Here is a 26,552-nt window from a genome sequence, read left to right on the forward strand (position 1 = left end):
AAACGTGGCCTCAGAGGCTCGACTGGACCCCGGCGAGGAGCTGGCGGGCCATGACGATCCGCTGGACCTGGTTGGTGCCCTCGTAGATCTGGGTGATCTTGGCGTCGCGCATCATCCGCTCGAGCGGGTAGTCGCGGGTGTAGCCGTAGCCGCCGAGCACCTGCACCGAGTTGGTGGTGACCTCCATCGCGACGTCGGAGGCGAAGCACTTCGCGGCCGCCCCGAAGAAGGTGAGGTCGGCGTCGCCGCGCTCGGAGCGACCGGCGGCGGCGTACGTCATCTGCCGGGCGGCCTCCACCTTCATGCCCATGTCGGCGAGCATGAACTGCAGGCCCTGGAAGTCCGCGATCGGTGCGCCGAACTGGCGGCGCTCCTGGGCGTAGGCCAGCGCGTGGTCCAGCGCCCCCTGGGCGACGCCGACGGCCTGGGCGGCGATGGTGACGCGGGTGTGGTCGAGCGTCTTCATGGCGGTCGCGAAGCCGGTGCCCTCGGCGCCGACCATCCGGTCGGCGGGGATGCGGACCTTGTCGAGGTAGACCTCGCGGGTGGGGGAGCCCTTGATGCCGAGCTTCCGCTCCGGGGCGCCGAAGGAGACGCCCTGGTCGGACTTCTCCACGACGAAGGCGGAGATGCCCTTCGAGCGCTTGTCGGGGTCGGTGACGGCGAGGACGGTGTAGTACTCCGAGACCCCGGCGTTGGTGATCCACCGCTTCACGCCGTCGAGCACCCACTCGTCGCCGTCGCGGACCGCGCGGGTGCGCATCGAGACGGCGTCGGAGCCGGCCTCGGGCTCGGAGAGGCAGTAGGAGAAGCCGCCCTCGCCGCGGGCGAGCGCGCCGAGGTACTGCTTCTTCTGCTCCTCCGACCCCGCGATCTGCACCGGCAACGAGCCGAGCTTGTTGACCGCAGGGATGAGCGAGGCCGACACGTCGGCGCGCGCGACCTCCTCGATGACGATCACGGTGGCGAGCGCGTCGGCGCCGGCGCCGCCGTACTCCTCCGGCACGTGCGGGGCGTGGAAGTCCGCGGCCAGCAGCGCGTCGGCCGCCTCCTGCGGGAAGCGGGCCTGCTCGTCGACCTCGGCGGCGTACGGCGCCACCTTGGCGTCGCAGATCGCGCGGACGGCCCCGCGGACCGCGCGGTGCTCCTCGGACAGGTCGTACAGGGGGAAGTCGTTGCTCATGCGGGGTGTCTCCAGCGTTGGTGCAGGCGGATCAGTACGTGTAGAAGCCGCGGCCGCTCTTGCGGCCCAGCAGGCCGGCGTCGACCATCCGCTGGAGGAGCGGCGGGGCGGCGTACAGCGGCTCCTTGAACTCCTCGTAGAGCGACTCGGCGACGGCCTTCGTGGTGTCGAGGCCGATCAGGTCGGCGAGCGCGAGGGGGCCCTGCGGGTGGGCCGCGCCGAGCACGAGGCCCTGGTCGATGTCCTCGGCGGAGGCGAAGCCGGACTCGTACATCCGGATCGCGGAGAGGATGAACGGGACCAGCAGCGCGTTGACGACGAAGCCGGCGCGGTCCTGGCAGTCGATGGCCTGCTTGCCCAGGCGGTCCTGGACGAAGGCGCGGCTGCGCTCGGTGGTCTCGGGCGCGGTCAGCAGGCTCGGGACGAGCTCGACCAGCTTGAGCACCGGGACCGGGTTGAAGAAGTGGATGCCGAGCACGTTCTCGGGGCGCTGGGTGACGACGCCGAGCTTCATGATCGGGATGGAGGAGGTGTTGGACGCCAGGATCGCCCGGTCGTCGGTGAGCGTGCGGTCGAGGGTGCGGAACAGGTCGACCTTGGCCGCCTCGTCCTCGACGATCGCCTCCACGACGAGCTGCCGGTCGGCGAGCGCGTCGAGGTCGGTGGCCGGAGTGATCCGAGCCAGCACCTCGTCGGCGCTGCCGGTGAGCTTGCCCTTGGCCTCGGCCCGCCGCAGCGACGCCTCCAGCCGCGAGCGGCCGCGGTCCACCGCCGCCTGGTCGGCGTCGACCACGACGACGTCGAGGCCGGCGCGCGCGCTGACCTCCGCGATGCCGGCTCCCATGAGCCCGAACCCGATGACTCCCACGCGCTCCACGTCTGCGTCCTCCTCCCGGCCGGCCGGGCCAGGGCGGCACCGGATACCGCCTGCACGGTACGCCGTACCGTCTAGGCTGCGGGCGGCAGGTCCGGGTCCCGGGTCGCTGCCGAGGCCGCTCGAGACGACCGGGAGGGACGGACGTGCCAGAGTCCAGCGCGCGCGAGCGCATCGTCGACGCCGCGTTCGACCTCTTCGCCGAGCGCGGGTACGACGCGACGACGGTCGAGGACATCGCCGCGCGGGCGGGGGTCGGGCGCACGACGTTCTTCCGCCAGTTCCGCTCCAAGGAGCACGTGGTCTTCCCCGACCACGAGCAGCTGCTGACCGCGATCGCCGCGCGGCTCGCGACCGCCACGCCCCGGACCGCGGTCGTGGGGGTCTCCGAGGCGGCCGGCCTGGTGCTGCAGCACTACCTCGACGAGGGGGAGCGGGCGCGGCGCCGCTACCGCCTGACCCGCAGCGTGCCGGCGCTGCAGGAGCGCGAACGCGCGGGGATCCGGCAGTACGAGCGGACCTTCAACCGCCACATCCACGGCTGGCTCGGCGGGGCGCCGGAGAGCCTGCTGCGCGCCGAGCTGATCGCCAACGCCGTGGTCACCGGCCACAACCACGTGCTCCGGGCCTGGCTGCGCGGGCAGCTGGCGACCGCGTCCGAGGCGCGGCGGGCCTTCCGCGCGGCGATGGCGGAGGTCGAGTCGCACGTCGACGTGCCCGGCCGCGAGGCCGCCGCGCCGGCCGAGGCGCTGCCTGCGGTGCTGGTGCTCCGCGACGCGGGCGACCTCGACCGGCTGCTGCCGCAGATCCGCGACCTGCTCGGCTGAGCCGTCAGAGGCGGAAGGTGAGCCGGCTCGCGTCCAGGTAGTCGCGGGTGTCGCGGACGAACCGCAGCCGGGGACGGCGCGCGGCCGGCAGCCCGGCGAGCCCCTCGCGCAGCACCCGCTCGTACGCCGACGCCGGCGCGGTGATCGGTGGCAGCCAGTTGTCGTGGTGGCTGGGCACGAAGACCTGCGCGCGGACGGCAGCGGCGTAGTCGAGCGGGTCGCGCAGGCCGTTGGTGTACTGCCCGAAGCCCTGGACCGCCCCGACGTGCACGCTCGAGCGCGGCCGACGCCCGAGCACGTCGAGCACCGCGGGCGCGTCCTCGCGCAGCGGACCGGCGGTGTCGTGCCACGTGAGGGAGAAGTCGGCGGCCTCCAGGCGGTAGAGCAGCGACCCGCCCTCCTCGTCCGCCTGGTGCAGCAGGGTGTGCAGCCCGTCGGCCAGGCTCGGTGGGGAGGTGAGGACCGGGGTCAGGTCCGGGAGGGGCACGAACGGCGGCGCCTCGCCGGTGGGCGCCCCGACCGCGGAGTGTACGTGGCGCACCACGCTGACCCGCAGCCCGCGCCCGAGCCGCAGCTCGTCCTCGTCGCCGACGTCCGGCAGTCGCAGCGGGCGGGTGCGGACCGGCCCGAGCCCGAGCGCGGCCGCCTGGGAACGCACCTGGGCGCAGTGCTCGGGGGTGCCCACGACGACCGCCCCCGACGCGGCGGCGACGGGGGCGGCGTCCGCGGCGTGGTCGAAGTGGCCGTGCCCGAGCAGGACGTGGGTCGGCCGGAGCGCCGCCAGGTCGGCGGTGGTGACCGGCACCCGGCGGGCGTAGGTGCCGCGGGGGATCCAGGCGTCGAGCAGGAGCACCTGGCCGCGGACCGCGACCGCGAAGCCGGTCACGCCGAACCACGACAGCAGCACGCGGTCGGGCCGCACGCGACCGTCGGCCGCGACGTTCGCGCGACCGAAGAACATCCGCCGGGCCGCGACCGTCCGGGCCCGGGCGGGGCCGGACGACGGGGCGGCCGCGGCACGCGGCGTACCCCCGAGGGTGAGGGCGGAGGCCGCCGCGCTGCTGGTCAGCAGCGTCCGGCGGGTGAGGTCGCACATGCCCGCGTCAACGACCGGGCCCCCGCGACGTCACCCGCCGGGCGGCCTGGCCGGTCAGCCGGTCAACGCCAGCCGAGGGCGGGAGCGACGTGCTCGACGACCGCCTCGAGGACGTGCGCGTTGTAGTCGACGCCGAGCTGGTTGGGGACGGTGAGCAGCACGGTGTCGGCCGCCGCGACGGCCTCGTCCTCGGCGAGCTCGCGGACGAGCTGGTCCGGCTCGCCGGCGTAGGTCTTGCCGAACCGGGCGCGACCGCCGTCGATCATCCCGACCTGGTCCTGGCTGCGGGACTCGTGGCCGAAGTAGGCGCGGTCCATGTCGTTCACGATCGGGAAGATGCTGCGGCTGACCGAGACGCGCGGCTCGCGCGGGTGGCCGGCCTCGGCCCACGCGGCGCGGAACCGCTCGATCTGCTCGGCCTGGAGCCGGGAGAACGGCACCCCGGTGTCCTCGGTGAGGAGCGTGGAGCTCATCAGGTTCATGCCCTGCTGCGCGGTCCACTCGGCGGTCGCGCGGGAGCCCGCGCCCCACCAGATCCGGTCGCGCAGGCCGGGGGAGTGCGGCTCGAGGCGGAGCAGCCCGGGCGGGTTGGGGAACATCGGTCGCGGGTTCGGCTCGGCGAAGCCCTCGCCGTCGAGCACCTGCAGCAGCACCTCGGTGTGCCGGCGCGCCATGTCCGCGTGGTCCATGCCCTCCGGCGGCTCGTAGCCGAAGTAGCGGAAGCCGTCGACGACCTGCTCCGGTGACCCGCGGCTGATGCCGAGCTGGAGCCTGCCGCCGGAGATGAGGTCGGCCGAGCCGGCGTCCTCGGCCATGTAGAGCGGGTTCTCGTAGCGCATGTCGATGACGCCGGTGCCGATCTCGATCCGGCTGGTGCGGGCGCCGACGGCCGCCAGCAGCGGGAACGGCGACGCGAGCTGCCGCGCGAAGTGGTGCACGCGGAAGTACGCGCCGTCGACGCCGAGCTCCTCGGCCGCCACCGCGAGGTCGATCGACTGCAGCAGCGCGTCCGAGGCCGAGCGCGTCTGCGACTGCGGCGACGGCGTCCAGTGGCCGAAGGAGAGGAAGCCGATGTTCTTCATGACTGGTTGAACATTCACTCGTCGGCGGTTGTTCCGCCCTCACGCCGCTCGTGCAGGCGCTGCTGGGCCTCCCCGAGGAACGCCAGGCAAGGGGCGTCGCTGTCCGGGTGCTTCTCGACCAGGTGGAAGGTCCAGCGGTCCATCGTGCCGAGGTAGCCGTTGTCCTCGCCGGGGCGGTATGCCGACCAGGGCTTGCCGCTGCGGACGGTGCACGCGGTGCAGGAGATCTTGTAGACCAGCTGGTCCGCGGCGTCGACGTCGACCTTCACCCGGGCGAGCGGCCCGGCCTGGGTGGCCGCACGGCGGCCGCGCGCGGATCGGCTAGCAGTCATCCCGCAGAGGCTACGCGCCGCTCGGCCGCGTCCCCGGCAGGGGAGCCCGGGGACGTCCGGCAGGGCGGGACGTCCAGCACGGCGGCGGTGACGCACACGAGCCGTTCCACCCGACGAACCAGCCGCTGCGCGGGTCCGGGTCGGACGGCACGTGTGCGCTCCGCCGTGCCGGTCACCGTCGCCGGCCGCTGCTCCGGGTGGGTGACCAGGAGCCACGCTAGGGCGCCGACGCGCCGAAGCACGACGAAACGGCGGGTACTAGGACCATCGGGCACGCGCGGCTGGCACCCGGCGTACCGTGTCCGCACCCGCCGACCTGCCAGCACGAGAGACCCGCCATGCCCCGTCTGACCACCGCCGTCGCCGGTCTCGCCGTGCTCGCCGGCACCCTCGTCGCGACCCCCGCCGCCGCGGCCGAGCCGATCACCGGGCCGGGCGCCGCCCGGGCCACCGGTCCGGCGTACGTCGCCCTCGGCGACTCCTACGCCTCGGCCGCGGGTGTGCAGCCGGTCGACCCGACGGCGCCGGCCGAGTGCCAGCGGTCGACGCGCAACTACGCCCACGTGATCGCGGAGCGCACCGGCGCGACGCTCACCGACGTGACGTGCGGCGGCGCGCAGACCCGCGACCTCCGCGCCGCCCAGCACCCGGGGGTCGCCCCGCAGCTCGACGCGCTGTCGGCGTCGACCGAGCTGGTGACGGTGACGATCGGCGGCAACGACGGCAGCGTCTTCGGCGGCGCGATCCGCGACTGCAGCCTCGCCGGCTTCTCCACCGGTGGCACCGGCAGCCCGTGCCGCGACCAGCAGGGCTCGCGGTACAAGGACGTCGTCCGCGGCACGACGTACCCCGCGCTCGTCCAGGCGTTCACCGACGTGCGTGAGCGCGCGCCGCGGGCGACGGTGGCCGCGCTCGGCTACCCGTGGATCCTGCCACCCGCGGGCGGCTGCTTCGGCAGCATGCCGGTGGCCGACGGCGACGTGCCCTACCTCCGCAGCCTCCAGCACACGCTCAACGACGCGGTCCGCCGCGCGGCCGAGGAGGCCGGGGCGACCTACGTCGACCTCGAGCAGGTCTCGGAGGGCCACGACGCCTGCCAGCCGGCCGGCACCCGCTGGATCGAGCCGGTCTTCGGCGGCACCAACCCCGTCGTCGTCCACCCGAACGCCCTCGGCGAGCAGCGGATGGCGGAGGCCGTCATCCGCACGTTGGGGCTGACGGTGCTGCCGGAGGAGACGCGCGGGGACAAGGTGCTGCGCCGCTGGGCCGGCCTCGTCGCCCACCAGGAGCTCCCCGCCGCCCGGGCCCGGGCGCTGCGCAAGCACGTCCAGGCGGTGGTGCGGTACGCCGCCCTCGGCCTCGACTCCGACGCCCGGTTGCGCCTCCAGCTGCTCCGCGAGCGGGTGACCCGCCACCAGCAGGCCGGCCACGTCACCCGGCAGCAGGCGAAGGCGCTGAAGCGGTTCACCCGGCGCGCCGCGGTCCTGCTCGACCTGTGAGGGTTGGGCTGTGAGGGCGCGCGTGAGGGGGCAGGCGTGACGTCCGGGCTGCGCACCGACGAGGTGCTCGCGATGCTCCAGGAGGTGGCGGCGGAGGTGATCACGCCCCGCTTCCGCAGCCTGGCCGAGGGGGACGTGACCTCCAAGAGCCACCCGGGTGACCTGGTGACCGTCGCCGACCGCGAGGCGGAGGTGCTCATCACCCGGCGGCTGCGGGCGGCCTACCCGGACGCGCTCGTGCTCGGCGAGGAGGCGGCGTCCGCGGACGCCTCGGTGCTCGACCGCTTCCGGTCCGCCGACCACGCCTTCACCGTCGACCCGGTCGACGGCACCCGGAACTTCGTCAAGGGCTCGCCCGACCACGCGGTGATGGTGGCCGAGCTGCGCGGGGGCGAGGTCGTGCGCAGCTGGATCTGGCAGCCGCAGCACGACGCGGCCTACGTCGCCGAGCGCGGCGCCGGCGCGTGGCGCAATGGCGAGCGGGTGCGGCGACCGCCGGTCGGCGACGGGCTGCTCGGCGTCACCTCGCGCCACGGCTGGATCGGCCGCGCGCTCGGCACGCTGCGGACCCTCGAGCTGTCGTGGCGGTGCTGCGGCGTGGACTACCCCGCGGTGGTCGACGGTCGCGCGGACTACGCGCTCTACAAGAAGACCAAGCCGTGGGACCACGCGCCGGGCTCGCTGCTCGTCACGGAGGCCGGCGGCCACGTCGGGACGTTCCGGGGACAGCCGTACCGGCCCCAGGGCCCGCCGCCCTCCGGCCTGGTGGTGGCGGCCGACCGGGCGACGTACGACGTCGTGCGCGGGCTGGTGCCGGCCCTTCCCGGACGCTGAGGACGGGCGCATCCTGGGAAGGCAACCGGACGGCCGTCCGGTGCGTCCCTTGAGGAGAACCGTCCCCCGACCCGAGGAGCTCCCGTGCTCAAGTCCATCTCCGCGGCGGCCGCGGCAGCCACCGCCGCCGCACTCGTCCTGACCGCCCCCGGCCCGGCCCACGCCGCCACGTCGACCTTCGCCGACAAGGCCGGCGACGTCGGCCCCGGCGTCGACCTCCGCTCGGTGAAGGTCGTCAACGGCAAGCAGAACCTGCGGGTCGTCACGACCCACCGCAACCTGGTCCCCGGCTTCAGGTCCCAGGCCGGCGGCAAGGTCTTCCTCGACACCGACCCGGACGACAAGGGGCCGGAGTACGTCCTGGTCGGCGGCTACTTCGAGGGCACCGACTACGCGCTCGTCGAGGTCGACGGCTGGGCCGACCGGGACGGCGACCGCGTCGAGTGCTCCTACGTCAGCAAGCTGGACTACGAGGCCGAGACCGTGCGCTCGCGCTTCGCCCAGGACTGCTTCGACGACGACGGCACCGACGTCCGGATGGAGGTCCGGGTGAGCGGCGCGAAGAAGGGCGGCGGCACCGCCGTCGACTGGTTGGGCACGCCGCGCACCTTCAGCGCCGTCGTCCCGCGAGGCTGAGCCCCTCGGGCTCGCGCTCGACTCAGGCGGCCGGGGCCTCGACAGGGGCGGCCGGCCGCCGCACGAGCAGCGCGACGAGCACGGCGATCGCGGAGATGACGCCGCCGTAGAACAGCGCGGCGTGGACGCCCGCGGCGGTCGCGTCGACGACCGACGCGCCGGAGGAGACCTCGCTGACGGAGCGCTTGGTCATTACCGTGACGAACAGCGCCGTGCCGGCGGCGCCGGCGACCTGCTGCAGGGTGGAGACCGTGGCGCTGCCGTGGGAGTAGAGGTGCGGCGGGAGCGAGCCCAGCGCCGAGGTCATCAGCGGCGTGAACATCAGCGCCAGGCCGATGCTCATCACGACGTGGATGGCCACGACCGTGCCCTGGCCGGTGGTGGTGTCCAGCATCGACATCGACCACAGGGCGACCGAGGTGATCGCCGCGCCCGGAGCCACGAGCGGGCGGGGGCCGACCCGGTCGAAGAGGCGGCCGACGAACGGCGCCAGCAGGCCCATGGTCAGCCCGCCGGGCAGCAGCACCAGGCCGGTCTCGAGCGTGGTGAGCCCGAGGACGTCCTGCAGGTAGATCGGCAGCAGGATCAGCGTGCCGAAGAGCGCCATCATGCTGACCGCGACCAGGGCGACGGCGACGGTGAAGGTGCTGGTGGCGAAGGTGCGCAGGTCCAGCAGGGCGCGCTCGCGCAGCGACAGCTGGCGCACGACGAAGGCCGCCAGCGCGGCGGCGCCGACCACGAGGGGCAGCCAGACGGGCAGGGGGGTGTCGCCGGCCGCGGCCTCGCCGATGCTGCTCAGCCCGTAGATCAGGCCGCCGAACGCGAACGCGGAGAGCACCACGGAGAGCACGTCGATCGGGATCTGGCGGGGCTCGGTGACGTTGCGGACCCAGGCCGTGCCGAGGGCGAGGGAGACGGCCGCGATCGGCAGCACCAGCCAGAACATCCAGCGCCAGTCGAGCTGGTCGAGCACGATGCCGGAGATCGTCGGGCCGATGGCCGGGGCGACCGAGATGACGATCGAGATCGTGCCCATCATCCGGCCACGTCGCTCCGCGGGGACGATCGTGAGGATCGTGGTGATCAGCAGCGGCATCATCAGCGCGGTGCCGACCGCCTGGACCACCCGGGCGCCGACGAGCACGGCGAAGGTCGGCGCGAGCGCGGCCAGCAGCGTGCCGAGCGTGAACGAGATCATCGCCGCCATGAAGACCCGGCGCAGCGGGAAGCGGGTCAGCAGGAAGCCGGTGATCGGGATGACCACCGCCATGGTCAGCAGGAACGCCGTGGTCAGCCACTGGGCCGTCGCCGCCGGCACGTCGAACTCGCGCATGAGCTCGGGGAGCGCGACGCCCATGATCGTCTCGTTGAGGATCACGACGAACGCCGAGCCGACCAGCAGCGCGATGAGGCGACCCGGCCGCTCCACGACGGGGGCGGACAGGGTGGGCGGAGCGGCGGTGGTGGTCACGAGGGGTAGGAACGCCCGCCGCGACCCGGTTGTTCCCGTCAACCAGTCGGCGCGGGTGTGACTCGGGCGTCAGTCGCGCAGGCGGCGCACCAGCGCGCCGACGTCGTCCGGCGCGACGCCGAGCCCGTCGACCACGTAGGTGCGGAGGTCGCCGTACGCCGCCGCGACGGCGTCCCACGCGGTGCGGAGGTAGGCCTGGTCGGCGACCATGACCGCCTCGTAGACCGCGACCTTCTCGGGTCCGAGGTGCTCGGCGATCTGGCCGAGGTACTTCTCGCGGGTGGCCGTGGAGAAGGTGTTGGTGAGCAGGTAGTCGGCCAGGATCACGTCGTCGGCCACACCGGCGAGCCCGAGCACGACCGCCGCCGCCCAGCCGGTCCGGTCCTTGCCGGCGGTGCAGTGGAACAGCTGCGGGCCGTCGGTGGTCGCCATCGCGGTGAGCAGCTCGCCGAAGGCGGACCGGGCGGCCGGGTGCTCGACGAACCCGCGGTAGACGTCGAGCATCGCGGCCAGGGAGTCCTCCCCGGACTCGAGCGCGGCGACCCGGTCCATCGGGATGCCGCCGACGGGCAGGTGGCGCCAGGTCGCGCCCGGCACGGGCACGTCCGGGTGCGCCTCCACCTCCTGGTCGCCGCGCAGGTCGTAGACCGCCGTGACGCCGAGGTCGCGCAGCGCGTGCGCGTCGGCGTCGGTCAGCTGCAGCTCGTTGGAGCGGAACAGCACGCCGCGGCGCACCCGTCCGCCGTCCGTCGTCGGGTGGCCGTCCCCCGCGACGTCGCGGAAGTTGTCCGCCGACGCGAGCCGGACCAGCTCCTCGCCGACCTGCGGTTCGCTCACCCGCGCAGGATAGGGGCCGTCGGCGACCGGTCGGCGGCGAACCGGCGAACCAGCCGCGAACCACCTGCCAACCGGTGGCGCTCAGACCAGCGGCACGAAGCGGTAGTGGCCCTCGCGTCGCACGGAGGCGCGCTCCCCGTCGCGGTCCACGACCAGCATGACGCCGGCGACCGGCAGCACCATGCGGCCGCCGTCGACGAGCTGGTCGACCAGGCTGCGGGGCAGCTCGGGGGCGTCAGCGGAGACGAGGATGCGGTCGTACGGCGCGTGGCCGGGGTCGCCGAGCACGTCACGGTCGGCCGCCACGAGCGAGGCCCAGGGCCGGTCGGTCCGCGCCAGGTTGGCCGCGCCGAAGGACACCAGCTCCGGGACCACCTCGGTGCCGCGGACCCGGCCGGTGGGGCCGACGAGGTGTGCCAGCAGGGCGGTCGTCCAGCCCGAGCCCGCGCCCACGTCCAGCACGTGCTGCCCCGGGCGCACGTCGAGCAGGCGCAGCATGGCCGCCACCGTGCTCGGCTGGGAGCTGGTCTGCCCGTGGCCGAGCGCGAGCGGTCCGTCGTGCGCCGCGCGGTCCCGCACCTCCGGCGGCAGGAAGCCGGAGCGCGGTGTGGCGGCGAAGGCCGCGGCCACAGCGTCGGCACCGGTCGGCTGCTCGGGGACCACCCCGGACCGGTGCCCGGCCCTGCGGGGAGCAGACCCCCGAGGGCCGGGCCCGACGTCAGGCGTCGGCGAACTGCACGACCAGGACGGGCGTCTCGGACGGCACGACCGACCCACCGGCGGGCTCGACGGTGATGCCGAAGCCGTCCGCGGTGGCCGGGTCGCCCTCCAGCGGGACGACGTTGTCCGGTCCCTCGGGCATCAGCCCGGCCGAGACCATCGTGTCGTCGTGCTGCAGCCAGGCCTGGAAGACCTTGCCCTCCGGCGCCGGACCCATGTCGCTGGTGACCACGACCGCCTCGTTGAGCGAGGCCGAGCGGTAGAGGACCGCCTCGGCGCCGTCGGGGAAGCGGTGGCGGAAGGTCTGCACGTCCGACGCCTGCTGGATCCGCTCGACGGCGGACAGGCGCGGCGCCTGGCTGGTGTCGTCGTCGGCCCACGGCTGCTGGGCCACCACGGTGCCGCCGACGCCGACCGCGACCACCGCGGCGGCTGCGACGAGCAGGGTCCGCAGGCGGCGCGTGCCGGGCGCCGACGTGGAGCCGGTGGACGTCCCGGCATCCGGCGCGGAGCGCGGCGCGGCCTTCGTCCCGGGCCCGTCGGGGGCATCGGTCCCGACGGGTACGACGGGGGGCAGCGGCCGCACGGTGGCGATCTGGGCGAGCACGCGGTCGCGGAGGTCGGCGCCGGGCGGCGTCATCGTGGTCTCGGCGAGCAGCGCGCTCGCCTCCTGGAGGCTCGCGACCTCCTCGCGGCAGGTCTCGCAGCCGGCCAGGTGCCGCTCGAACTGGGCGCGCTCGATGTCGTCCAGCGCGTCGACGGCGTAGGCGCCGGACAGGGCGTGGATGTCGTCGCTCATGTCAGCTCCCTACTCCCATCGTGTCTCGTAGTCGGATCAGCCCGTCGCGGATCCGGGTCTTCGCCGTGCCCACCGGAAGGTCGAGCATGGAGGCCACCTCGGTGTGGGTGTACCCCCCGAAGTACGCCAGCTCCAACGCCTGGCGCTGGACCGGGGTGAGGCTCTGGAGCGCGTGGCGCACCCGGTGGGCCTCCAGCGAGGCGTGGGCGGCCTCGGCGGTGACGTCGTGCGGCACCGGCTGGTTCTGGTGGTGGTAGCCCTGGTCGCGCCGCGTGGCCGCCTCCGCCGAGCGGACCCGGTCGACGGCCTTGCGGTGCGTGATCGTCATCAACCACGACAGCGGGCTGCCGCGGTCGGGGTCGTACCGGCTCGCCGTGCGCCAGATCTCGAGGAACGCCTCCTGGGCGACCTCCTCGGCCTGGGCCGGGTCGCGCACGACCCGGACGGCCAGTCCGACGACCCGCGAGCACGTGGCGTCGTACAGCTGCGCGAAGGCTTGCTGGTCCCCCCGCCCCGCCGACCGCAGCAGGTCGGCGAGGTCGGGTGCGACGGGCGTCCCCTCGTCGGGGCCGCCCGTCGCGACGGGTCTCAGGTGTTCCACCCGATGAATCCTGTCAGTCGCCCGAAGCCGGTGGGTGCCACCGGTCAGGCCGGGGGCATGAGGACCTGGTCGATGACGTACACGGTCGCGTTCGCGGTCGGGATGTTGCCGCAGAGCACGTTCGCGTCGTCGACGGTCATGCCCGAGGTGTCGCCCTCGACGGTGACCATGTCCTTGTTCAGCGTCTCCTGCTCGCCGGCGACCGACTCCGGGTCGAGCTGGCCGGCGACGACGTGGTGGGAGAGGATCGCGGCGAGCTGCTTCTGGTCCTTGAGGACCGCCTGCAGCTGCTTCTCCGGGATCGCGGCGAACGCGTCGTTGGTCGGCGCGAAGACGGTGAGCGCCTCGGCGGAGTTGAGGGTGTCGGCGAGGCCGTCGACGGCGCCGACGGCGGTGACGAGGGTCTCGAGCAGCGGGTTGTTGGACGCCGCGGTCGCGACCGGGTCCTGGACCATGCCGTCGAAGGAGCCGGGGCCGTCGGTGGGCACCGCGGAGCACGCGTCGCCGAAGGTCTGTCCCTCCGCGCCGGCCGCGGCCTCGGTCGTGCCCTCCTCGGCGGGAGCGCTGGTCTCGGCGCTGCTCGAGGAGGTGCTGTCGGAGGCGGTGTCGCTGCTGTCGTCCTCGCTGCTGCAGGCCGCCAGGCCGAGGGAGAGCGAGATCGCGGCGGCCGCGACACCGGTGCGGCGCAGGGTCTGGAGCTTCATGGTGGAGCCTTCCTGGAGGGGCCGTGCGCACCGTGTCGGTGCGCTGTCGGGGGTTGTTCGGCCCCGCGGCCCCGGCGGATTGGTCCGTCCCTGTGACGCGGGCAACGGCGTTCCTCAACGTTGGTGCAAGGAACGTCGCCGGGCCGCTCGATCAGCCGGGTGCGCGGCGCGGCGGAGGTAGCGTCGGTGGCGACCGCGACGGTCTCGTGACCACGACCGCGCGAGCCGGTGCCGAGCATCCGTCGGGCCGGAGGATCGATCCGCCTGCGGTGCAGGCGCACGGCTGGGGGGCCGCACACATGTCCTCGTCCTGGCGCGCGTTCCTCGCGTTCCTCGCCTTCCTCGTGCTGGCGGTGACCGTCACCGTCGTCTCGTTCCTGGTCCCGGCGCTCGCCGGGACGGCCGGCAGCTCGGCGGCCACGTGCAGCGTCGGGGTGACCTGCTCGCCGGAGTGACCTGCTCGCCGGAGTGACCTGTCCGCGGGGGCTGACGTGGCAGTCCACGGGGGTGGTCCGCTCCGAACCACCCCCGTGAACCGACTCCTCGCCGCCCTCGCCGGCGTCCTCGCCACCCTCGCCGGCGTCGCCGCCGGGCACCTGGTCGCCGCCCTCCTCGACCCGGCGACCTCGCCCGTCCTCACGGTCGGCTCGCAGGTCATCGACCTCACGCCCACGCCCGTGAAGGAGTGGGCGATCAGCCAGTTCGGCGACCGCGACAAGCCGATCCTGATCGGGTCGGTGCTCGTCGGGGTCGTGCTGCTCTCCGCGGTCGCCGGGCTGGTGGCCCGGCGGCGGTTCGCGTACGGCGCCGGCGTGCTCGTGCTGCTGGTCGCGGTCCCGGCCACGATCGCCCTGACCCGGCCGGCGGCGGACCCGTCCGCGGTGGTGCCGAGCCTGGTCGCGCTCGTCGTCGGCGTCGCCGCGTTGGGGTGGCTGGTGCGGTCGGCCCGGCCCGCCTCCCCCTCTTCCTCCCCCTCTTCCTCGGGCGCTAGCGCCGCAGGTTCCGGGCCGTCCCGCCGCGGACTGCTCGTGGCGTTCGGCGTCGTGGCCGGCGCCGCGGCCGTCCTCGGCGGCGCGGGCCGGTGGGTGGCGTCGTACCGCTCCCGTGGTGTGGACGTCGACCTGCCCGCGGCTGCGGACCCGCTGGCGCCGCTGCCGCGCGGGCTGGAGGAGCGGTTCCCGGGGATCACGCCGCTGCAGGTGCCGAACGACGAGTTCTACCGCGTCGACACCCGTCTCGACGTGCCGATCGTCGACCACGAGAGCTGGACGCTGACGATCGACGGCGACGTGGAGCGCGAGGTGACGTTCACCTTCGACGACCTGCTGGCGATGGACCTGGTCGAGAAGGACATCACCCTGACCTGCGTCTCCAACAGCGTCGGCGGCAAGTACGTCGGCGGCGCCCGCTGGCTCGGCGTACCGCTCGTCGCGCTGCTCGACCGGGCCGGCGTCGGCTCACGCGCGGACCAGATCCTCTCCACCGACGTCGACGGCATGACGATCTCCACGCCGCTGGCGCTGGCCACCGACGGCCGCGACGCGTTGCTCGCGGTCGGCATGAACGGCGAGCCGCTGCCGCGCGAGCACGGCTTCCCCGCGCGGATGGTCATCCCCGGTCTCTACGGGTTCATCAGCGCCACCAAGTGGGTCACCCGGATGACGCTCACGACGTATGCCGACCAGGACGCCTACTGGACCGAGCGGGACTGGGCCACCGACGCCCCCATCAAGCCGTCGAGCCGCATCGACACCCCGCGTGCCCTCGCCGACCTCGACGCCGGCGAGAACGTCATCGGCGGCGTCGCCTGGGCGCAGTTCGACGGCGGCGTCGGCCGGGTGCAGGTCCGCGTCGACGGCGGCCCCTGGCAGGACGCCGAGCTCGGCGCCGACGTCGGCAACGACTACTGGCGCCAGTGGTTCCTCCGCTGGGACGCCACCCCCGGCCAGCACCGGATCGCCTCCCGCGTCGTCGACGGCGACGGCGACCCCCAGTCCCCCGCCCGCGCCAACCCCTTTCCCTCCGGCTCTAGCGGCATCCAGGAGCTCCTCGTCACCGTCTCCTGAGCCTCGTCGATCTCGTCGACGAGCGACCACAAGTCTCGATGCGGCCCCCGCCCACCTGCGAGAACGGACGCCGCGGCGGAGTTCTGGTAGTTCGCCGACGGCCGACCGGTCCCGCCGCGACCACCCACGGCCCGTGGGCCGAGAGCGCCCAGCAGGGGTCCGGCAGGATGACGGCATGGCTGATGAGCTGGTCCACTACGCGGTCGCCGACGAGGTCGCGACCATCACCCTCGACTCTCCGCACAACCGCAACGCGCTGTCGGCGCAGCTGGTGCGCGAGCTCGGCGAGTGCCTGGAGCGGGCGGAGGCGGACGAGGCGGCGAAGGTGGTGCTGCTGCGGGCGGAGGGGACGGTGTTCTGCTCCGGCGCAGACCTGTCCGAGGCGTCGACGGGGGCGCCGGAGGACGCTCCGCGGGGGATCGTCCGGCTGCAGCGGACGATCGTGGGCTCGAGCAAGCCGGTGGTGCTGCGCCTGCAGGGGGCGGTGCGCGCCGGCGGGATCGGGCTGGTCGCGGCGGCGGACGTGGTGGTGGCGAAGGAGGACGCGACGTTCGCGCTCACCGAGGTCAAGCTCGGGCTCGCCCCGGCGGTGATCTCGCTGACGGTGCTGCCGCGGCTGACGTCGCGCGCGGCGGCGTACACGTTCCTGACCGGCGAGACGTTCACCGGCGCGGAGGCCGAGCGGATGGGCCTGGTGACCCGGGCGGTGCCGGCGGAAGGGCTGGACGCGGAGGTCGAGCGGGTGTGCGCGTCGCTGGCGACCGGCGCGGTGCAGGGGCTGCGCGAGACCAAGGCGCTCCTCGCGCACGACCTGCTCGAGCGGATCGACCGGCTCGGGGACGACGTGGCGGCGCAGAGCGCCCGGCTGTTCGGCTCGGCGGAGGCGCGCGGGGCGATGTCGGCGTTCCTGTCACGCAGGAGGTAGCGGCCCGCGCGGGAGCGCAGAAATGACGAGACCCGTCCGGCGGTCCCCCAAAGGCGCCGGACGGGTCTCGACGGACGAGGACGCTCGGCGCCCCCCGACGCCGCACGCGAGCCATCCCCCCGGTGGCTCGTGTCGTTCCTCGTTCCCTGGCAGGTCACCCTGCCGATGAAAAGAAAACTACGCGGGCGCCATCCACACGACGTCCACGGCAAAGTCAGCGTTCGGTAACAGATCGTGACCACGGGCGAGGGACGTCACGAATCGGTCCCGCCTGCGAGCCCCGCGAGCGCGGTGGCCAGGGCCGGCGACACGCCGATCCGTTGGTCGTCGAGGTGCACGGCGTCGCACTCGGCGCCCGCCAGCCCGACGTCGTAGGTCGTCCCGTCCCGCCCGACGAGCCTCGCGAGGTACGCCGCGGCGCCGGGGTCGGGCGTGCACCGCGGCGGGGTCGGGTCGAAGGCGCCCAGCGCGAGCACCCGGACCCGCTCGGCGTCGCTCGGCCGCAGGGGCGCGGCGACCGGACGCGCACCCGGACCGTCGTACCGGCACACGACCGCCGCGGCCACGCCGGTCCCCACGAGGTCGGTGGTCGGCCGGCGGGTGATGCCGGCCGGCAGGTCGGGCGGCGAGGCCGGGCAGCCCGGCTCGACCGTCGAGGGGGCGTCGGCGGCGCCCGCCTCGAGCGCGAGGGCGGTCATCAGGTCGCGGAAGACGCGACCGCCGGCGACGACGCGGACCGCGGAGCCGGGCCGGGTGTAGGCCGGGCACTCCGAGGTCTCCCCGAACACCTCGGCGACGGTGCCGTCGTCGAAGCCGACCTGCACCGCGAACTTGGTCGCCGACAGGGTCGGCCGGCACGGGCCGCCCTGCCCGTCGGCGCGCTGCCAGCCGCGCACCAGTGACGCCGCGCCCTCCGCGAGGACCGCATCGGGGACGAGCGCGGAGCCGATCTTCAGGGGATAGGAGCCGCCGACCACGCAGAAGCGAGCCCACGCGGCGTCGCCGAGCAGGAAGTCCGGATGGTCGAGCTCGCCCTCCGCGCGGGACCGGCACTCGGTGGAGACCTCGACGACCTCGGGCGCGGACAGGTCGGGGCCCGGCCGGGACGCCTCCACCCAGCGGGGCGCGAGCGGCACGACGATCGCGGCCGTGACGACCACGGCGCCGGCCGCGGCGACGCGGGCGCGGCGCACCCAGCGCGCGCTCCGCCACCCCGGCATCAGCGTCGACTCCTCGGCATGGTGCGCAGGATCCCACAGGCGGCGGTTAGGCTTGAGGACTTGCCGATCCGGGCGCGACGACCGGGCGGCGCAAGCCCGCAGGGACGTCGCACGAGTGGAGAACGAGCGTTGTCCGGAGCATCGAATGACCAGCAGGACCAGCACGACCAGCAGCTCGCGGACCGGGAGGTCGCGGGCGAGCAGGCGTTCGTCGACCGCGTCTACCGCCAGCTGAAGGAGTCGGCCACCGCCGCGCGCCAGCTGGCCGCGGAGGGTCACGAGCGCGGTCGGCTCGGCCACGAGGGCGGTCTCGTCGAGCGCGACGCGATGGTCTTCCAGGCCGCGAAGCGGATCGCGCAGCTCGACGCCGCGCACGAGGGCCTGGTGTTCGGCCGCCTGGACATGCGGCCCGAGCTCGACCCCGCGCCGCGGTACGTCGGCCGGATCGGCCTGCGCGACGCCGACCGCGACTCGCTGCTCATCGACTGGCGCGCGCCCGCAGCCGCGGTGTTCTACCAGGCCACGGCGGCCGAGCCGCACGCCGTGATCCGCCGCCGCGTGCTGCGCTGCGCCGGGCCGGAGGTCGTCGGCGTCGAGGACGAGCTGCTGGACGCCGAGGCGCTCGAGGAGGCAGGCCTCGACCTGCCGATCGTCGGCGAGGGCGCGCTCATGGCGCAGCTCTCGCGGGCCCGCGACCGGTCGATGCACTCGATCGTCGCCACGATCCAGGCCGAGCAGGACAAGGCGATCCGCGCGCCCAGCAAGGGTGTCGTCACCATCTCCGGCGGCCCCGGCACCGGCAAGACGGTCGTCGCGCTGCACCGCGCGGCGTACCTCCTCTACACCGACCGCCGCCGCTACGAGACCGGTGGCGTGCTCGTCGTCGGCCCGAGCGGCGTCTTCATGCGCTACATCGAGCGCGTGCTGCCCAGCCTCGGCGAGACCGCGGTCGCGCTGCGCTCGCTGGGCGAGGTCGTCGACGGCGTCCGCGCGACCCGGCACGACGAGCCGGCGGTCGCCGACGTCAAGGGCGCGGCGCGGATGGCGGAGCTCGTGCGGCGCACGGCGCGGCAGCAGGCTCCGGGCAGCCCGACGGAGTTCCGGATCTTCTGGCGCGACGACACGATCGTCCTCGACCGCGGCCTGCTCGGCCGGCTGCGTCGCCAGCTGATGTCGCAGGGCCGCCGCAACAAGCAGCTGCCGCGGGTCGCCCCGACGTTGCTCGACGCGATGTGGCGGCAGGTGCGGGGCGAGCGCGGGCGCGACCGAGGGCGCGAGGCGTTCGACGAGGAGATGCTCTCGGACCAGCGGTTCGTGGACTTCGCGGTGGCCTGGTGGCCGCCGCTGGACGCGCCGACCGTGCTCGGCTGGCTGCGCGACCCCGAGTTCCTCGCCCGGGTCGGCGAGGGCGTCGTGACGCCCGAGGAGCAGCGGCTGCTGCTCAAGTCGTGGGCCGGCGCCACCGACCTGTCGGTCGCCGACGTCGCGCTGCTCGACGAGCTGCGCTACGCGCTCGGCGACGTGCCCGCCAAGCCCGACGACGACCGCGACGACCCGCTCTCGGCCATCGAGGGCTCGGTCGACCTGCAGGAGCTGACCACGGCCGCCGACCGGGAGTACGCGCCCTCCGGCCGTGCGTGGGCGCCCCCGCAGCACCGCATCGAGGACGACGGCTTCGCCCACGTGCTCGTCGACGAGGCGCAGGACCTCACCCCCATGCAGTGGCGGATGGTCGGCCGCCGCGGCCGCGCCGCCTCGTGGACGATCGTCGGCGACCCGGCGCAGTCGTCCTGGCCGGTGCGCGAGGAGGCCGAGGCCGCCCGCGCCGAGGCGCTCGAGGGCAAGCGGATCCACGCCTTCCACCTCTCGACGAACTACCGCAACTCGGCCGAGATCTACGCGTACGCCGAGGCGTACGCCCGGCGCGTCGGGCTCGACGCCGACCTCCCCACCGCCGTCCGCTCCACCGGCGTGGACCCGGTCGAGGTCACCGGCGTCACCGACCTCGAGGCGGCCACCCGCGAGGCCGTCGTCGACATCGCCGGGAAGGTCGGCGGCACCGTCGGCATCGTCGTCCCGGTCGCCCGCCGCTCCGAGGTCAACTCCTGGCTGGCCTCCTGGCCCGAGCTCGCCGACGACGCCCCCGGTGCCCGTGCGGCGGTCGACTCCTCGGTCACGCCGTCCGGGGAGGACCGGGTCGTCGTGCTCACCGGCCTCGACACCAAGGGCCTGGAGTTCGACGGCATCGTCGTCGTCCGCCCCCAGGAGATCGAGGACGAGTCGCTCACCGGCCGCGCCACGCTGTACGTCGTCCTCACCCGCGCCACCCAGCTGCTGACCACCATCAGCTGAGCGCGGGGCGGAGCGGTGGAACCGGGAGGAACCGGCGGCGGGTGACAACTAGAGTTCGCGCCATGACGAGCACGCCGAACGCCCGGGACGCCATCGCCGCGCTCCAGGGGCACGAGGCGTGGGCGATCATCCGGCGGTCGACGCGGGCGGGGGACCGCGACAGCGTCGGGCTCGTCGGCGGCAGGCGCTCCGTGGTCGAGTCGCTGCTCGACGTACCGCTGGAGCAGGGGCCGCCGCGCGACGGCCACATCGCCGACCGGCTGCTCGCGGTGCCGTTCCGGCAGGTCGCCGAGCGTGGGTTCGAGGCGCACGACGACGGCACCCCGCTGGTGGTTGTCGACGTGGAGACCGAGCTGGAGTTCTCGGTCGCCGAGGTGGTCGAGGCGATCGACGACGTCGAGGTGACGTTCGCGGACCGCGGCGGCTTCGAGACCGACGACGAGGAGTACGGCAAGCTCGTCGACGCGATCATCCGCGACGAGATCGGCCAGGGCGAGGGCGCGAACCTCGTCGTCGGCCGGCACTACCGCGCGCAGGTCGCCGACTGGGGCGCCGACAAGGCGCTGGCCGTCCTCCGCCGGCTGCTGGAGCGCGAGCGCGGGGCGTACTGGACGTTCCTGTTCTTCACCGGCGACCGCTACCTCGTCGGCGCCAGCCCCGAGCGGCACGTGTCGATCCACGGCGGCGACGTGCGGATGAACCCGATCAGCGGCACCTTCCGCATCCCCCGCGACCCGCACGCCGACGTCAAGGGCGACCTCCTGGAGTTCCTGCGCGACGAGAAGGAGATCTACGAGCTCTTCATGGTCGTCGACGAGGAGCTGAAGATGATGTGCGACATCTGCAACCAGGGCGGCCAGGTGCTCGGGCCGTTCCTGAAGCCGATGAGCCGCCTCGTCCACACCGAGTACCTCCTCGCCGGCCGCACCGACCGCGACCCCCGCGAGGTGCTGCGCGACACGATGTACGCCGCGACCGTCACCGGCAGCCCGGTGGAGAACGCCTGCCGGCTGATCAAGCAGTACGAGACCGAGGGCCGCGGCTACTACGGCGCCGCGCTGGCCGTGCTCGGCCGCGACGCCGAGGGCGGGCCGGTCGTCGACAGCCCGATCGTCATCCGCACCGCCGACGTCGACCTCGAGGGCAACCTCAAGGTGACCGCCGGCGCGACGCTCGTGCGCGACTCCGACGCGGCCTACGAGGTCGCCGAGACCCACGCCAAGGCCGGCGGCATCCTCAGCGCCTTCGGCCTGGTGCCGCCCGCGCCGACCCCGGACGTGAACGTCGCCGAGCTGGTCAGCGACGAGGACGTCCTGCTCGCGCTCAACGCCCGCAACCGCCGGCTGTCGTCGTTCTGGCTGACCGACCAGGGCGGCTCCACCCCCGACCCGCGGCTCGCCGGCCGCAGCGCGGTGATCCTCGACGGCGAGGACGACTTCGTGAACATGCTGCGCCACGTCCTCGGCGTGCTCGGCATGACCAGCGAGGTCGTGCGCCACGAGGAGTACGTCGCCGGGTGCCTCGACGGCTACGACCTGGTGATCGTCGGGCCGGGCCCGGGCGACCCGCGCGACGACGCGGACCCGAAGATGGTGAACCTGCGCGGCGCCGTCGCGGAGCTGATGGCCCAGGAGCAGCCGTTCCTCGCGGTGTGCCTCGGCCACCAGGCGCTCTGCCACCAGCTCGGCATCCCGCTGACCTACAAGGACATCGTCTTCCAGGGCACCCAGTCGCCGGTGCCGCTCGGGGGCCGCACGGAGCGGGTCGGCTTCTACAACACCTTCGTCGCCCGGGTCGGCGACGACGACGCGCTCCCGGACGGCGTCCGCGTCGACACCGACCCGGAGTCCGGCGACGTGCACCACCTGGCCGGGCCGCACTACCGGGGCATCCAGTTCCACGCCGAGTCGATCCTCACCGAGCGCGGCTACGACCTGCTCCACGACTACGTGGTCTCGTTGCTGCTCGACACCCCCACGACGCGCTAGCGCGCACGCGCCGACGACGTCCGGCGAGCACCCCCCAAGTGTTCGTCGGGTCGTCGGCTGACGTACAGGTGGTCCACACCCGGGCCCAGCGCCGTGCTCCGAGACTGCTCCGGCCAGTCCACGACTCGAACGGAGCACGACAGCCATGCCCCCACGCCCGCCCAGGTGGAGCAGACTGACCGGCCTGATCGCCGCCGCGACGCTGGGAGGTGGGGCGCTCGTCGGCACGGGAGCGACCACCGCCCACGCCGCCCCCGCCGCACCGGAGGTCGCGGTCCCGGTGGCCGACGTCCTCGACGTCGACTTCCGCGACGGGACCACCGCCGACCACGCGCGCGCGGTCTCCCCCCGCAACCTCGGCCAGCCGAGGCTCGTCGGCGACCTCGACCGCGGCCGCACGTCGCTCACCGTCGACGGGGACGACGCCGTCGCCTACGACATCCGGAACGCGTACCCCTCCCTCGCCGGTGGCTTCTCGCTGGAGTGCTCCTTCCGGTACGACGGTGCCCGCACCGCCGCCAGCGGCGAGGCCTCGGTCTGCTCGAACAAGAACTCGGGCGGGTTCGCGACCGTCGTCGTCGGCACGAACGTGCGGTTCATGGCCCACCTCGGCGGTGCCTACCGCCAGATCGACGCCCCGATCCGCACCGGCGAGTGGGTGCACACGGTCGGCACCTGGGACGGCACGGCCGCCCACTTCTACGTCAACGGCACCCTGGTCGGCTCGGTCGACGCGGCGGCCCCGCTCCGCACGCCGGCGGGCGGAGCCCGGAGCCTCCTGCTGGGCGCGGACAGCAACACCACCGACGGTGGGGAGTTCTGGTCGCTCGCCACGATCCGTGGCGCGCGGATCTTCGGCGACGCCCTGAGCCTCGAGCAGGTCCAGGCCCTGCAGGCCGCCGAGCAGACCTCGCCGGTCGCCCCGGTGGCCGACGTCCTCGACGTGGACTTCGCCGACGGCACCCCGGCCGACGCCGCCCAGGCGATCGCACCCCGCACCTTCGGCGAGCCGCGGATCGGCACGCACGCGCCGCTGGGCAAGCAGGTCGCCACCTTCGACGGCACGTCCGCGGCGTACCTCTACCCCTTCGAGGAGCAGTTCCCCAAGCTCCGCTCGGCGCTCACGGTGGAGTGCTTCTTCAAGTACGACGCCGACTTCCAGGCCGGTCGCGAGGAGTCCCGGGGCAACGTCTGCGGCGCGAAGGAGTCAGGCGGCTTCTCGATCACGATGTACGGCAACAACCTGTCGTTCAACCCCTACGTCGGCGGCTCCTACCGGAGCACCGAGACGGTCATCGAGCCGGGCCGCTGGTACCACGTCGTCGGCAGCTGGGACGGCACCACCAGCCGGCTCTACGTCGACGGCACCCTGGCTGCCGAGCGCGCCGCCGCCGGCACGCTGGGCACGCCGACCGCGGGTGCCCGCAACTTCGTGGTCGGCGGTGACGCCGCCGCGCGCAACCTCCCGCAGTTCTACTCGCCGTCGACCGTCTCGGCCGCCCGGGTGTTCAGCCGGGGCCTGACCGCCAGCGAGGTGCTGGCCCTCGGGCACCACGCCTACGCCGGTCGTCCCAACGACTACCGGCCCGGCGTCCTCTCCTCCACCCCCGCCGACGGCGGGGTGCTGACGCGTGCCACCCGGTTCGAGGTGGAGCTGCGCAACCCCGAGGCGCTCGGCTACGACGTCGCCTACACCCTCGACGGCGACGAGATCCGGCCCGGGCAGCGCATCGGCGTCGGCATGAAGGCCGGCCAGCACGTCATCCGGATCTCCGGCCACGACGTCTTCGGTGGTCTCGTGGACGAGACCATCGAGTTCACCTCGGCCGACATCCCGTCCCCCGGCGGCACCCAGACCGACCAGGGCGCGGGCTCGGCCACGCTCTCGGCCATCGCGACCAACCCGAGCGGACGCGACGTCACGACGACCTTCTCCGAGGCCCGCGTGGTCGTCGCCGAGGGCGGGCGCCAGGGCGTGCTCGCCGACCTGCCGACCACCCGCGACTTCACCGGCCGGACCGAGGAGCCCGTCACCGACGCGCTGCGCCCCGGGGACGGCTCGCTCCTCGAGAGCCCCGCCACCGACGGCATCCCGTTCCAGCAGCTCGACGTGCCGGCCGCCGACGTCGCCGACCAGCAGCTGATCTGGACCGGCGTCGTCGACCCGGCCCGGGAGGCCGTCCTGCGGGCATGGAACGGTCAGGCCTGGGAGGAGCTCGGACGCACCCGCGGCAACGCCCAGGGCGAGGTCCGGCTGGCCGCCGAGGTCACGGCGCGCCACCGTGACCAGGGCGTCGTACCGGTCCTGGTCACCGGCGAGGACCCCTTCGCCGACGACCTGGAGAACCCGGTCCGCGACGCCTTCGAGGACCCCGACGACTACGACTTCGCGCTCGCCCACCTCACCGACACCCAGTACCTCGTCGAGGGCGCGGTCGAGCAGGAGACGCAGGCCGAGCGCGACACCTGGCGGCGCGCCTACGAGGACACCGCCCGGTGGATCGCCGCGAACTGGAAGGACCGCAAGATCGCCTACGCGGCCCACACCGGCGACATCATCGAGAACTGGCACAACGCCACCGACGACGAGGCCAACGCCCGCAAGGAGTACGAGGTCGCCTCCGCGGCGCAGAAGATCATCGAGGACTCCGGCATCCCCAACGGGACGCTCCCGGGCAACCACGACAACGTCTACGGCGCCGACAACAGGCTCTACAACGAGTACTTCCCGGCGTCCCGCTACCAGGCGCAGGCCACCCAGCAGACCTGGCAGGACGCCCAGGTGAGCTACCACCCCTGGAAGGCCGACGACAACAGCAACCACTACTCGCTGATGACGGCGGGAGGCCTGGACTTCGTGATCGTCGCGCTCGGCTTCGGCGTGAGCGCCGAGGAGGCCGCGTGGGCCGACGGTGTGCTGCAGCAGTACGCCGACCGCAACGCGATCGTCCTCACCCACGCCTACATCACCCCGAGCTCGAACCCCGACGGGCGCGGCGGCGGGTTCTCCTACGACGGCCGGCAGGTCCTCGACGGCGTGATCCGCGGCAACCCCAACGTCGCCCTCGTCCTGTCCGGCCACGAGCACGGCGTCAACATCGAGCTGCGCCGCGACGTCGGGCGGACCGGCAACCACGTGGTGGAGCTGCTCGCCGACTACCAGTTCTACAAGGTGACCGCGGGCGAGCTCGGGCTGACCGAGGTGGGCGGCTACCAGCCGAGCACGCCGCTGCAGTTCGGCGCCGCGTTCTTCCGGATGCTGCAGTTCGACGTCGACCGCGGCGAGGTCGCGGTCGACACCTACTCACCGTTCCTCGACAACTTCGGCGCCACCGAGTACGACGACCGCCGGCGCTACAACGGCATGGAGGACGACACCCGCCTGCCGATCCAGCTCGAGACGCGCCGGACCAGCGTCGCGACCGACTCGCTGGTCGTCGTGGAGCCGACCGACACGGTGATCGGCACGGACACGGCACGCTCGGGCTGGCCGACGTCGGTCACGTGGTCGGGCCTGGAGGCCGGACGCACCTACGGCTGGTACGCCGTGAGCCGCGACGCCCGGACCGGCGAGCCCATCGAGGCCGGCGAGGTCGGCCAGCTCTCGCTGTTCACCGCCGAGGCCACCGACCCGGGCACCGACCCGGGCACCGACCCCGAGCCGGGTCCGGGCCCGGGTCCCGGCCCGGTCACCCCCGGTGACACCGTGGCCCCGCGCCTGCAGGTGCCGGCCGGCGGCCGCGTGGTCGCGGGTGGGTCCTTCGACCCGCTCGCTGGCGTCACCGCGGTCGACGACGTCGACGGGGGCGTGCTGGCCTCGATCCAGGTGGTCGGCGCGGTCGACACCACCGTCCCGGGTCGCTACGCGCTGACCTACGTCGTCCGCGACCGTGCGGGCAACCAGGCCGTGGCCAGCCGGGTGGTCGACGTGGTGGCGCCCCCGGCGCCGGTGAACCGCGTCGCCCCGACCGTCGGTGGCTCGCCGCGGGTCGGCGGGGTCCTGACCGCCGACGTCGGCGGGTGGGACAACGTCGACGGCGTGGTCTTCGAGGTCCAGTGGCTGCGGGACGGCGCACCGGTCCCGGGCGCGACCGGCTCGGACTACCGGGTCGGCGCCGCGGACGCGGGCGCCCGGCTCGCGGTGCGGGTGACGGCCACCGTGCCCGGGCGGGAGGCGGTGACCGCCGCCTCGACCGGCACGGCGGTCAAGCGGTACCGCCCCGCGGTCGCGCTGAAGCTGGTGAAGGCCGCTGTGCGGCCCGGCCAGCGCGCCAAGGCGGTCGTCGTCGTGGCGGCGCCCGACCTGCGGATCAACGGCCGGCTGCTCGTCCGGGTGGGCGACCGGGTGGTGACGGCCCGGGCCGGCGGCAGCGACCGCAGCCGGGTCGTCGTCCGGCTGCCGAAGATGCCGCGGGGCGCGCACCGCGTCGTGGCGGTCTTCGACGGCTCCGACGTGCTGACCTCGGCCCGGTCCGGCGTCCAGCGCCTCAAGGTCCGGCGCTAGCA

At 74.1% G+C, this 26,552-nt stretch carries 22 protein-coding genes; 10 read left to right on the forward strand and 12 right to left on the reverse strand.

The window, feature by feature from the left end; translation table 11 throughout:
• Positions 1-10: 10 nt before the first annotated feature.
• Positions 11-1,183, reverse strand: a complete 1,173-nt coding sequence (locus G6553_RS01915) for an acyl-CoA dehydrogenase family protein (RefSeq protein ID WP_166188670.1) — start codon at positions 1,181-1,183, stop codon at positions 11-13.
• Positions 1,184-1,214: 31 nt separating this feature from the next.
• The gene (locus tag G6553_RS01920) at positions 1,215-2,060 is read right to left on the reverse strand and encodes a 3-hydroxybutyryl-CoA dehydrogenase (protein ID WP_166188672.1); all 846 of its coding nucleotides are present in this window, start codon (positions 2,058-2,060) and stop codon (positions 1,215-1,217) included.
• Between the two features lie 143 nt (positions 2,061-2,203).
• On the opposite strand from G6553_RS01920, the gene G6553_RS01925 reads away from it, so the two are divergent.
• Positions 2,204-2,884 carry a TetR/AcrR family transcriptional regulator gene (locus tag G6553_RS01925; protein ID WP_166188674.1) on the forward strand — a complete coding sequence of 227 codons (681 nt, stop codon included), beginning with the start codon at positions 2,204-2,206 and terminating at the stop codon, positions 2,882-2,884.
• 4 nt (positions 2,885-2,888) lie between these two features.
• Here G6553_RS01925 and G6553_RS01930 read toward each other — a convergent pair whose 3' ends face one another.
• The 3 genes from G6553_RS01930 to G6553_RS01940 form a co-directional block, all read right to left on the reverse strand.
• The gene (locus G6553_RS01930; protein ID WP_166188675.1) at positions 2,889-3,980 is read right to left on the reverse strand and encodes an MBL fold metallo-hydrolase; all 1,092 of its coding nucleotides are present in this window, start codon (positions 3,978-3,980) and stop codon (positions 2,889-2,891) included.
• A gap of 62 nt (positions 3,981-4,042) precedes the next feature.
• On the reverse strand, positions 4,043-5,062 hold the full coding sequence (locus G6553_RS01935) for an LLM class flavin-dependent oxidoreductase (RefSeq protein ID WP_166188677.1): 1,020 nt from the start codon (positions 5,060-5,062) through the stop codon (positions 4,043-4,045).
• Positions 5,063-5,076: 14 nt separating this feature from the next.
• Positions 5,077-5,394, reverse strand: coding sequence for a hypothetical protein (locus G6553_RS01940; RefSeq protein ID WP_166188679.1), 318 nt, complete (start codon positions 5,392-5,394; stop codon positions 5,077-5,079).
• Between the two features lie 338 nt (positions 5,395-5,732).
• On the opposite strand from G6553_RS01940, the gene G6553_RS01945 reads away from it, so the two are divergent.
• From G6553_RS01945 to G6553_RS01955, 3 genes are all read left to right on the forward strand, one after another.
• Entirely contained in the window at positions 5,733-6,893 is a 1,161-nt protein-coding gene (locus G6553_RS01945) for an SGNH/GDSL hydrolase family protein (RefSeq protein WP_207619238.1), read from the forward strand.
• 36 nt (positions 6,894-6,929) lie between these two features.
• A complete protein-coding gene (locus tag G6553_RS01950) occupies positions 6,930-7,727 on the forward strand; it encodes an inositol monophosphatase (protein ID WP_207619239.1) in 798 nt (265 codons plus the stop codon).
• 84 nt (positions 7,728-7,811) lie between these two features.
• Positions 7,812-8,363, forward strand: coding sequence for a hypothetical protein (locus G6553_RS01955; protein ID WP_166188681.1), 552 nt, complete (start codon positions 7,812-7,814; stop codon positions 8,361-8,363).
• Positions 8,364-8,385: 22 nt separating this feature from the next.
• Here the strand turns inward: G6553_RS01955 and G6553_RS01960 are convergent, their stop codons facing one another.
• The 6 genes from G6553_RS01960 to G6553_RS01985 form a co-directional block, all read right to left on the reverse strand.
• The gene (locus G6553_RS01960; RefSeq protein ID WP_166188683.1) at positions 8,386-9,834 is read right to left on the reverse strand and encodes a DHA2 family efflux MFS transporter permease subunit; all 1,449 of its coding nucleotides are present in this window, start codon (positions 9,832-9,834) and stop codon (positions 8,386-8,388) included.
• A 69-nt stretch (positions 9,835-9,903) separates the two neighbouring features.
• Positions 9,904-10,671, reverse strand: coding sequence for a tyrosine-protein phosphatase (locus G6553_RS01965; RefSeq protein WP_166188685.1), 768 nt, complete (start codon positions 10,669-10,671; stop codon positions 9,904-9,906).
• 81 nt (positions 10,672-10,752) lie between these two features.
• Positions 10,753-11,334 carry a protein-L-isoaspartate carboxylmethyltransferase gene (locus G6553_RS01970; RefSeq protein ID WP_166188686.1) on the reverse strand — a complete coding sequence of 194 codons (582 nt, stop codon included), beginning with the start codon at positions 11,332-11,334 and terminating at the stop codon, positions 10,753-10,755.
• 55 nt (positions 11,335-11,389) lie between these two features.
• The gene (locus tag G6553_RS01975) at positions 11,390-12,190 is read right to left on the reverse strand and encodes an anti-sigma factor (protein WP_166188688.1); all 801 of its coding nucleotides are present in this window, start codon (positions 12,188-12,190) and stop codon (positions 11,390-11,392) included.
• Position 12,191: 1 nt separating this feature from the next.
• Complete coding sequence (locus G6553_RS01980; RefSeq protein WP_166188690.1) at positions 12,192-12,791, reverse strand: sigma-70 family RNA polymerase sigma factor; 600 nt, start codon at positions 12,789-12,791, stop codon at positions 12,192-12,194.
• Positions 12,792-12,835: 44 nt separating this feature from the next.
• Positions 12,836-13,495: a fasciclin domain-containing protein gene (locus tag G6553_RS01985; RefSeq protein ID WP_166188692.1), complete on the reverse strand. Its 660-nt coding sequence runs from the start codon at positions 13,493-13,495 to the stop codon at positions 12,836-12,838.
• Positions 13,496-13,794: 299 nt separating this feature from the next.
• On the opposite strand from G6553_RS01985, the gene G6553_RS01990 reads away from it, so the two are divergent.
• The 3 genes from G6553_RS01990 (at position 13,795) to G6553_RS02000 (ending at position 16,486) form a co-directional block, all read left to right on the forward strand.
• The gene (locus G6553_RS01990) at positions 13,795-13,950 is read left to right on the forward strand and encodes a hypothetical protein (protein ID WP_166188694.1); all 156 of its coding nucleotides are present in this window, start codon (positions 13,795-13,797) and stop codon (positions 13,948-13,950) included.
• A gap of 75 nt (positions 13,951-14,025) precedes the next feature.
• Entirely contained in the window at positions 14,026-15,561 is a 1,536-nt protein-coding gene (locus G6553_RS01995; RefSeq protein ID WP_166188695.1) for a molybdopterin-dependent oxidoreductase, read from the forward strand.
• A gap of 175 nt (positions 15,562-15,736) precedes the next feature.
• Positions 15,737-16,486, forward strand: a complete 750-nt coding sequence (locus tag G6553_RS02000; protein ID WP_166188697.1) for an enoyl-CoA hydratase-related protein — start codon at positions 15,737-15,739, stop codon at positions 16,484-16,486.
• Between the two features lie 254 nt (positions 16,487-16,740).
• On the opposite strand, the gene G6553_RS02005 is transcribed toward G6553_RS02000, so the two are convergent.
• Positions 16,741-17,706: a hypothetical protein gene (locus tag G6553_RS02005; protein ID WP_166188698.1), complete on the reverse strand. Its 966-nt coding sequence runs from the start codon at positions 17,704-17,706 to the stop codon at positions 16,741-16,743.
• 129 nt (positions 17,707-17,835) lie between these two features.
• On the opposite strand from G6553_RS02005, the gene G6553_RS02010 reads away from it, so the two are divergent.
• The 3 genes from G6553_RS02010 to G6553_RS02020 all read left to right on the forward strand — a co-directional run bounded on the left by G6553_RS02010 (position 17,836) and on the right by G6553_RS02020 (position 26,550).
• Entirely contained in the window at positions 17,836-20,058 is a 2,223-nt protein-coding gene (locus tag G6553_RS02010) for a UvrD-helicase domain-containing protein (protein ID WP_242679874.1), read from the forward strand.
• 62 nt (positions 20,059-20,120) lie between these two features.
• A complete protein-coding gene (locus tag G6553_RS02015) occupies positions 20,121-22,046 on the forward strand; it encodes an anthranilate synthase family protein (RefSeq protein WP_166188701.1) in 1,926 nt (641 codons plus the stop codon).
• A gap of 145 nt (positions 22,047-22,191) precedes the next feature.
• Entirely contained in the window at positions 22,192-26,550 is a 4,359-nt protein-coding gene (locus G6553_RS02020) for a LamG-like jellyroll fold domain-containing protein (protein WP_166188703.1), read from the forward strand.
• Positions 26,551-26,552: the final 2 nt, after the last annotated feature.

The sequence above is a fragment of the Nocardioides sp. IC4_145 genome, assembly GCF_011250565.1.
GTDB lineage: Bacteria > Actinomycetota > Actinomycetes > Propionibacteriales > Nocardioidaceae > Nocardioides.

Excerpts from the sequence above, each read along its gene's own strand:
- G6553_RS01915 (WP_166188670.1), bottom strand. The coding sequence starts at position 1,183 with ATGAGCAACGACTTCCCCCTGTACGACCTGTCCGAGGAGCACCGCGCG.
- G6553_RS01930 (WP_166188675.1), bottom strand. The coding sequence starts at position 3,980 with ATGTGCGACCTCACCCGCCGGACGCTGCTGACCAGCAGCGCGGCGGCC.
- G6553_RS01935 (WP_166188677.1), bottom strand. The coding sequence starts at position 5,062 with ATGAAGAACATCGGCTTCCTCTCCTTCGGCCACTGGACGCCGTCGCCG.
- G6553_RS01940 (WP_166188679.1), bottom strand. The coding sequence starts at position 5,394 with ATGACTGCTAGCCGATCCGCGCGCGGCCGCCGTGCGGCCACCCAGGCC.
- G6553_RS01945 (WP_207619238.1), top strand. The coding sequence starts at position 5,733 with ATGCCCCGTCTGACCACCGCCGTCGCCGGTCTCGCCGTGCTCGCCGGC.
- G6553_RS01975 (WP_166188688.1), bottom strand. The coding sequence starts at position 12,190 with ATGAGCGACGACATCCACGCCCTGTCCGGCGCCTACGCCGTCGACGCG.
- G6553_RS01985 (WP_166188692.1), bottom strand. The coding sequence starts at position 13,495 with ATGAAGCTCCAGACCCTGCGCCGCACCGGTGTCGCGGCCGCCGCGATC.
- G6553_RS01990 (WP_166188694.1), top strand. The coding sequence starts at position 13,795 with ATGTCCTCGTCCTGGCGCGCGTTCCTCGCGTTCCTCGCCTTCCTCGTG.
- G6553_RS02000 (WP_166188697.1), top strand. The coding sequence starts at position 15,737 with ATGGCTGATGAGCTGGTCCACTACGCGGTCGCCGACGAGGTCGCGACC.
- G6553_RS02005 (WP_166188698.1), bottom strand. The coding sequence starts at position 17,706 with ATGCCGGGGTGGCGGAGCGCGCGCTGGGTGCGCCGCGCCCGCGTCGCC.
- G6553_RS02015 (WP_166188701.1), top strand. The coding sequence starts at position 20,121 with ATGACGAGCACGCCGAACGCCCGGGACGCCATCGCCGCGCTCCAGGGG.
- G6553_RS02020 (WP_166188703.1), top strand. The coding sequence starts at position 22,192 with ATGCCCCCACGCCCGCCCAGGTGGAGCAGACTGACCGGCCTGATCGCC.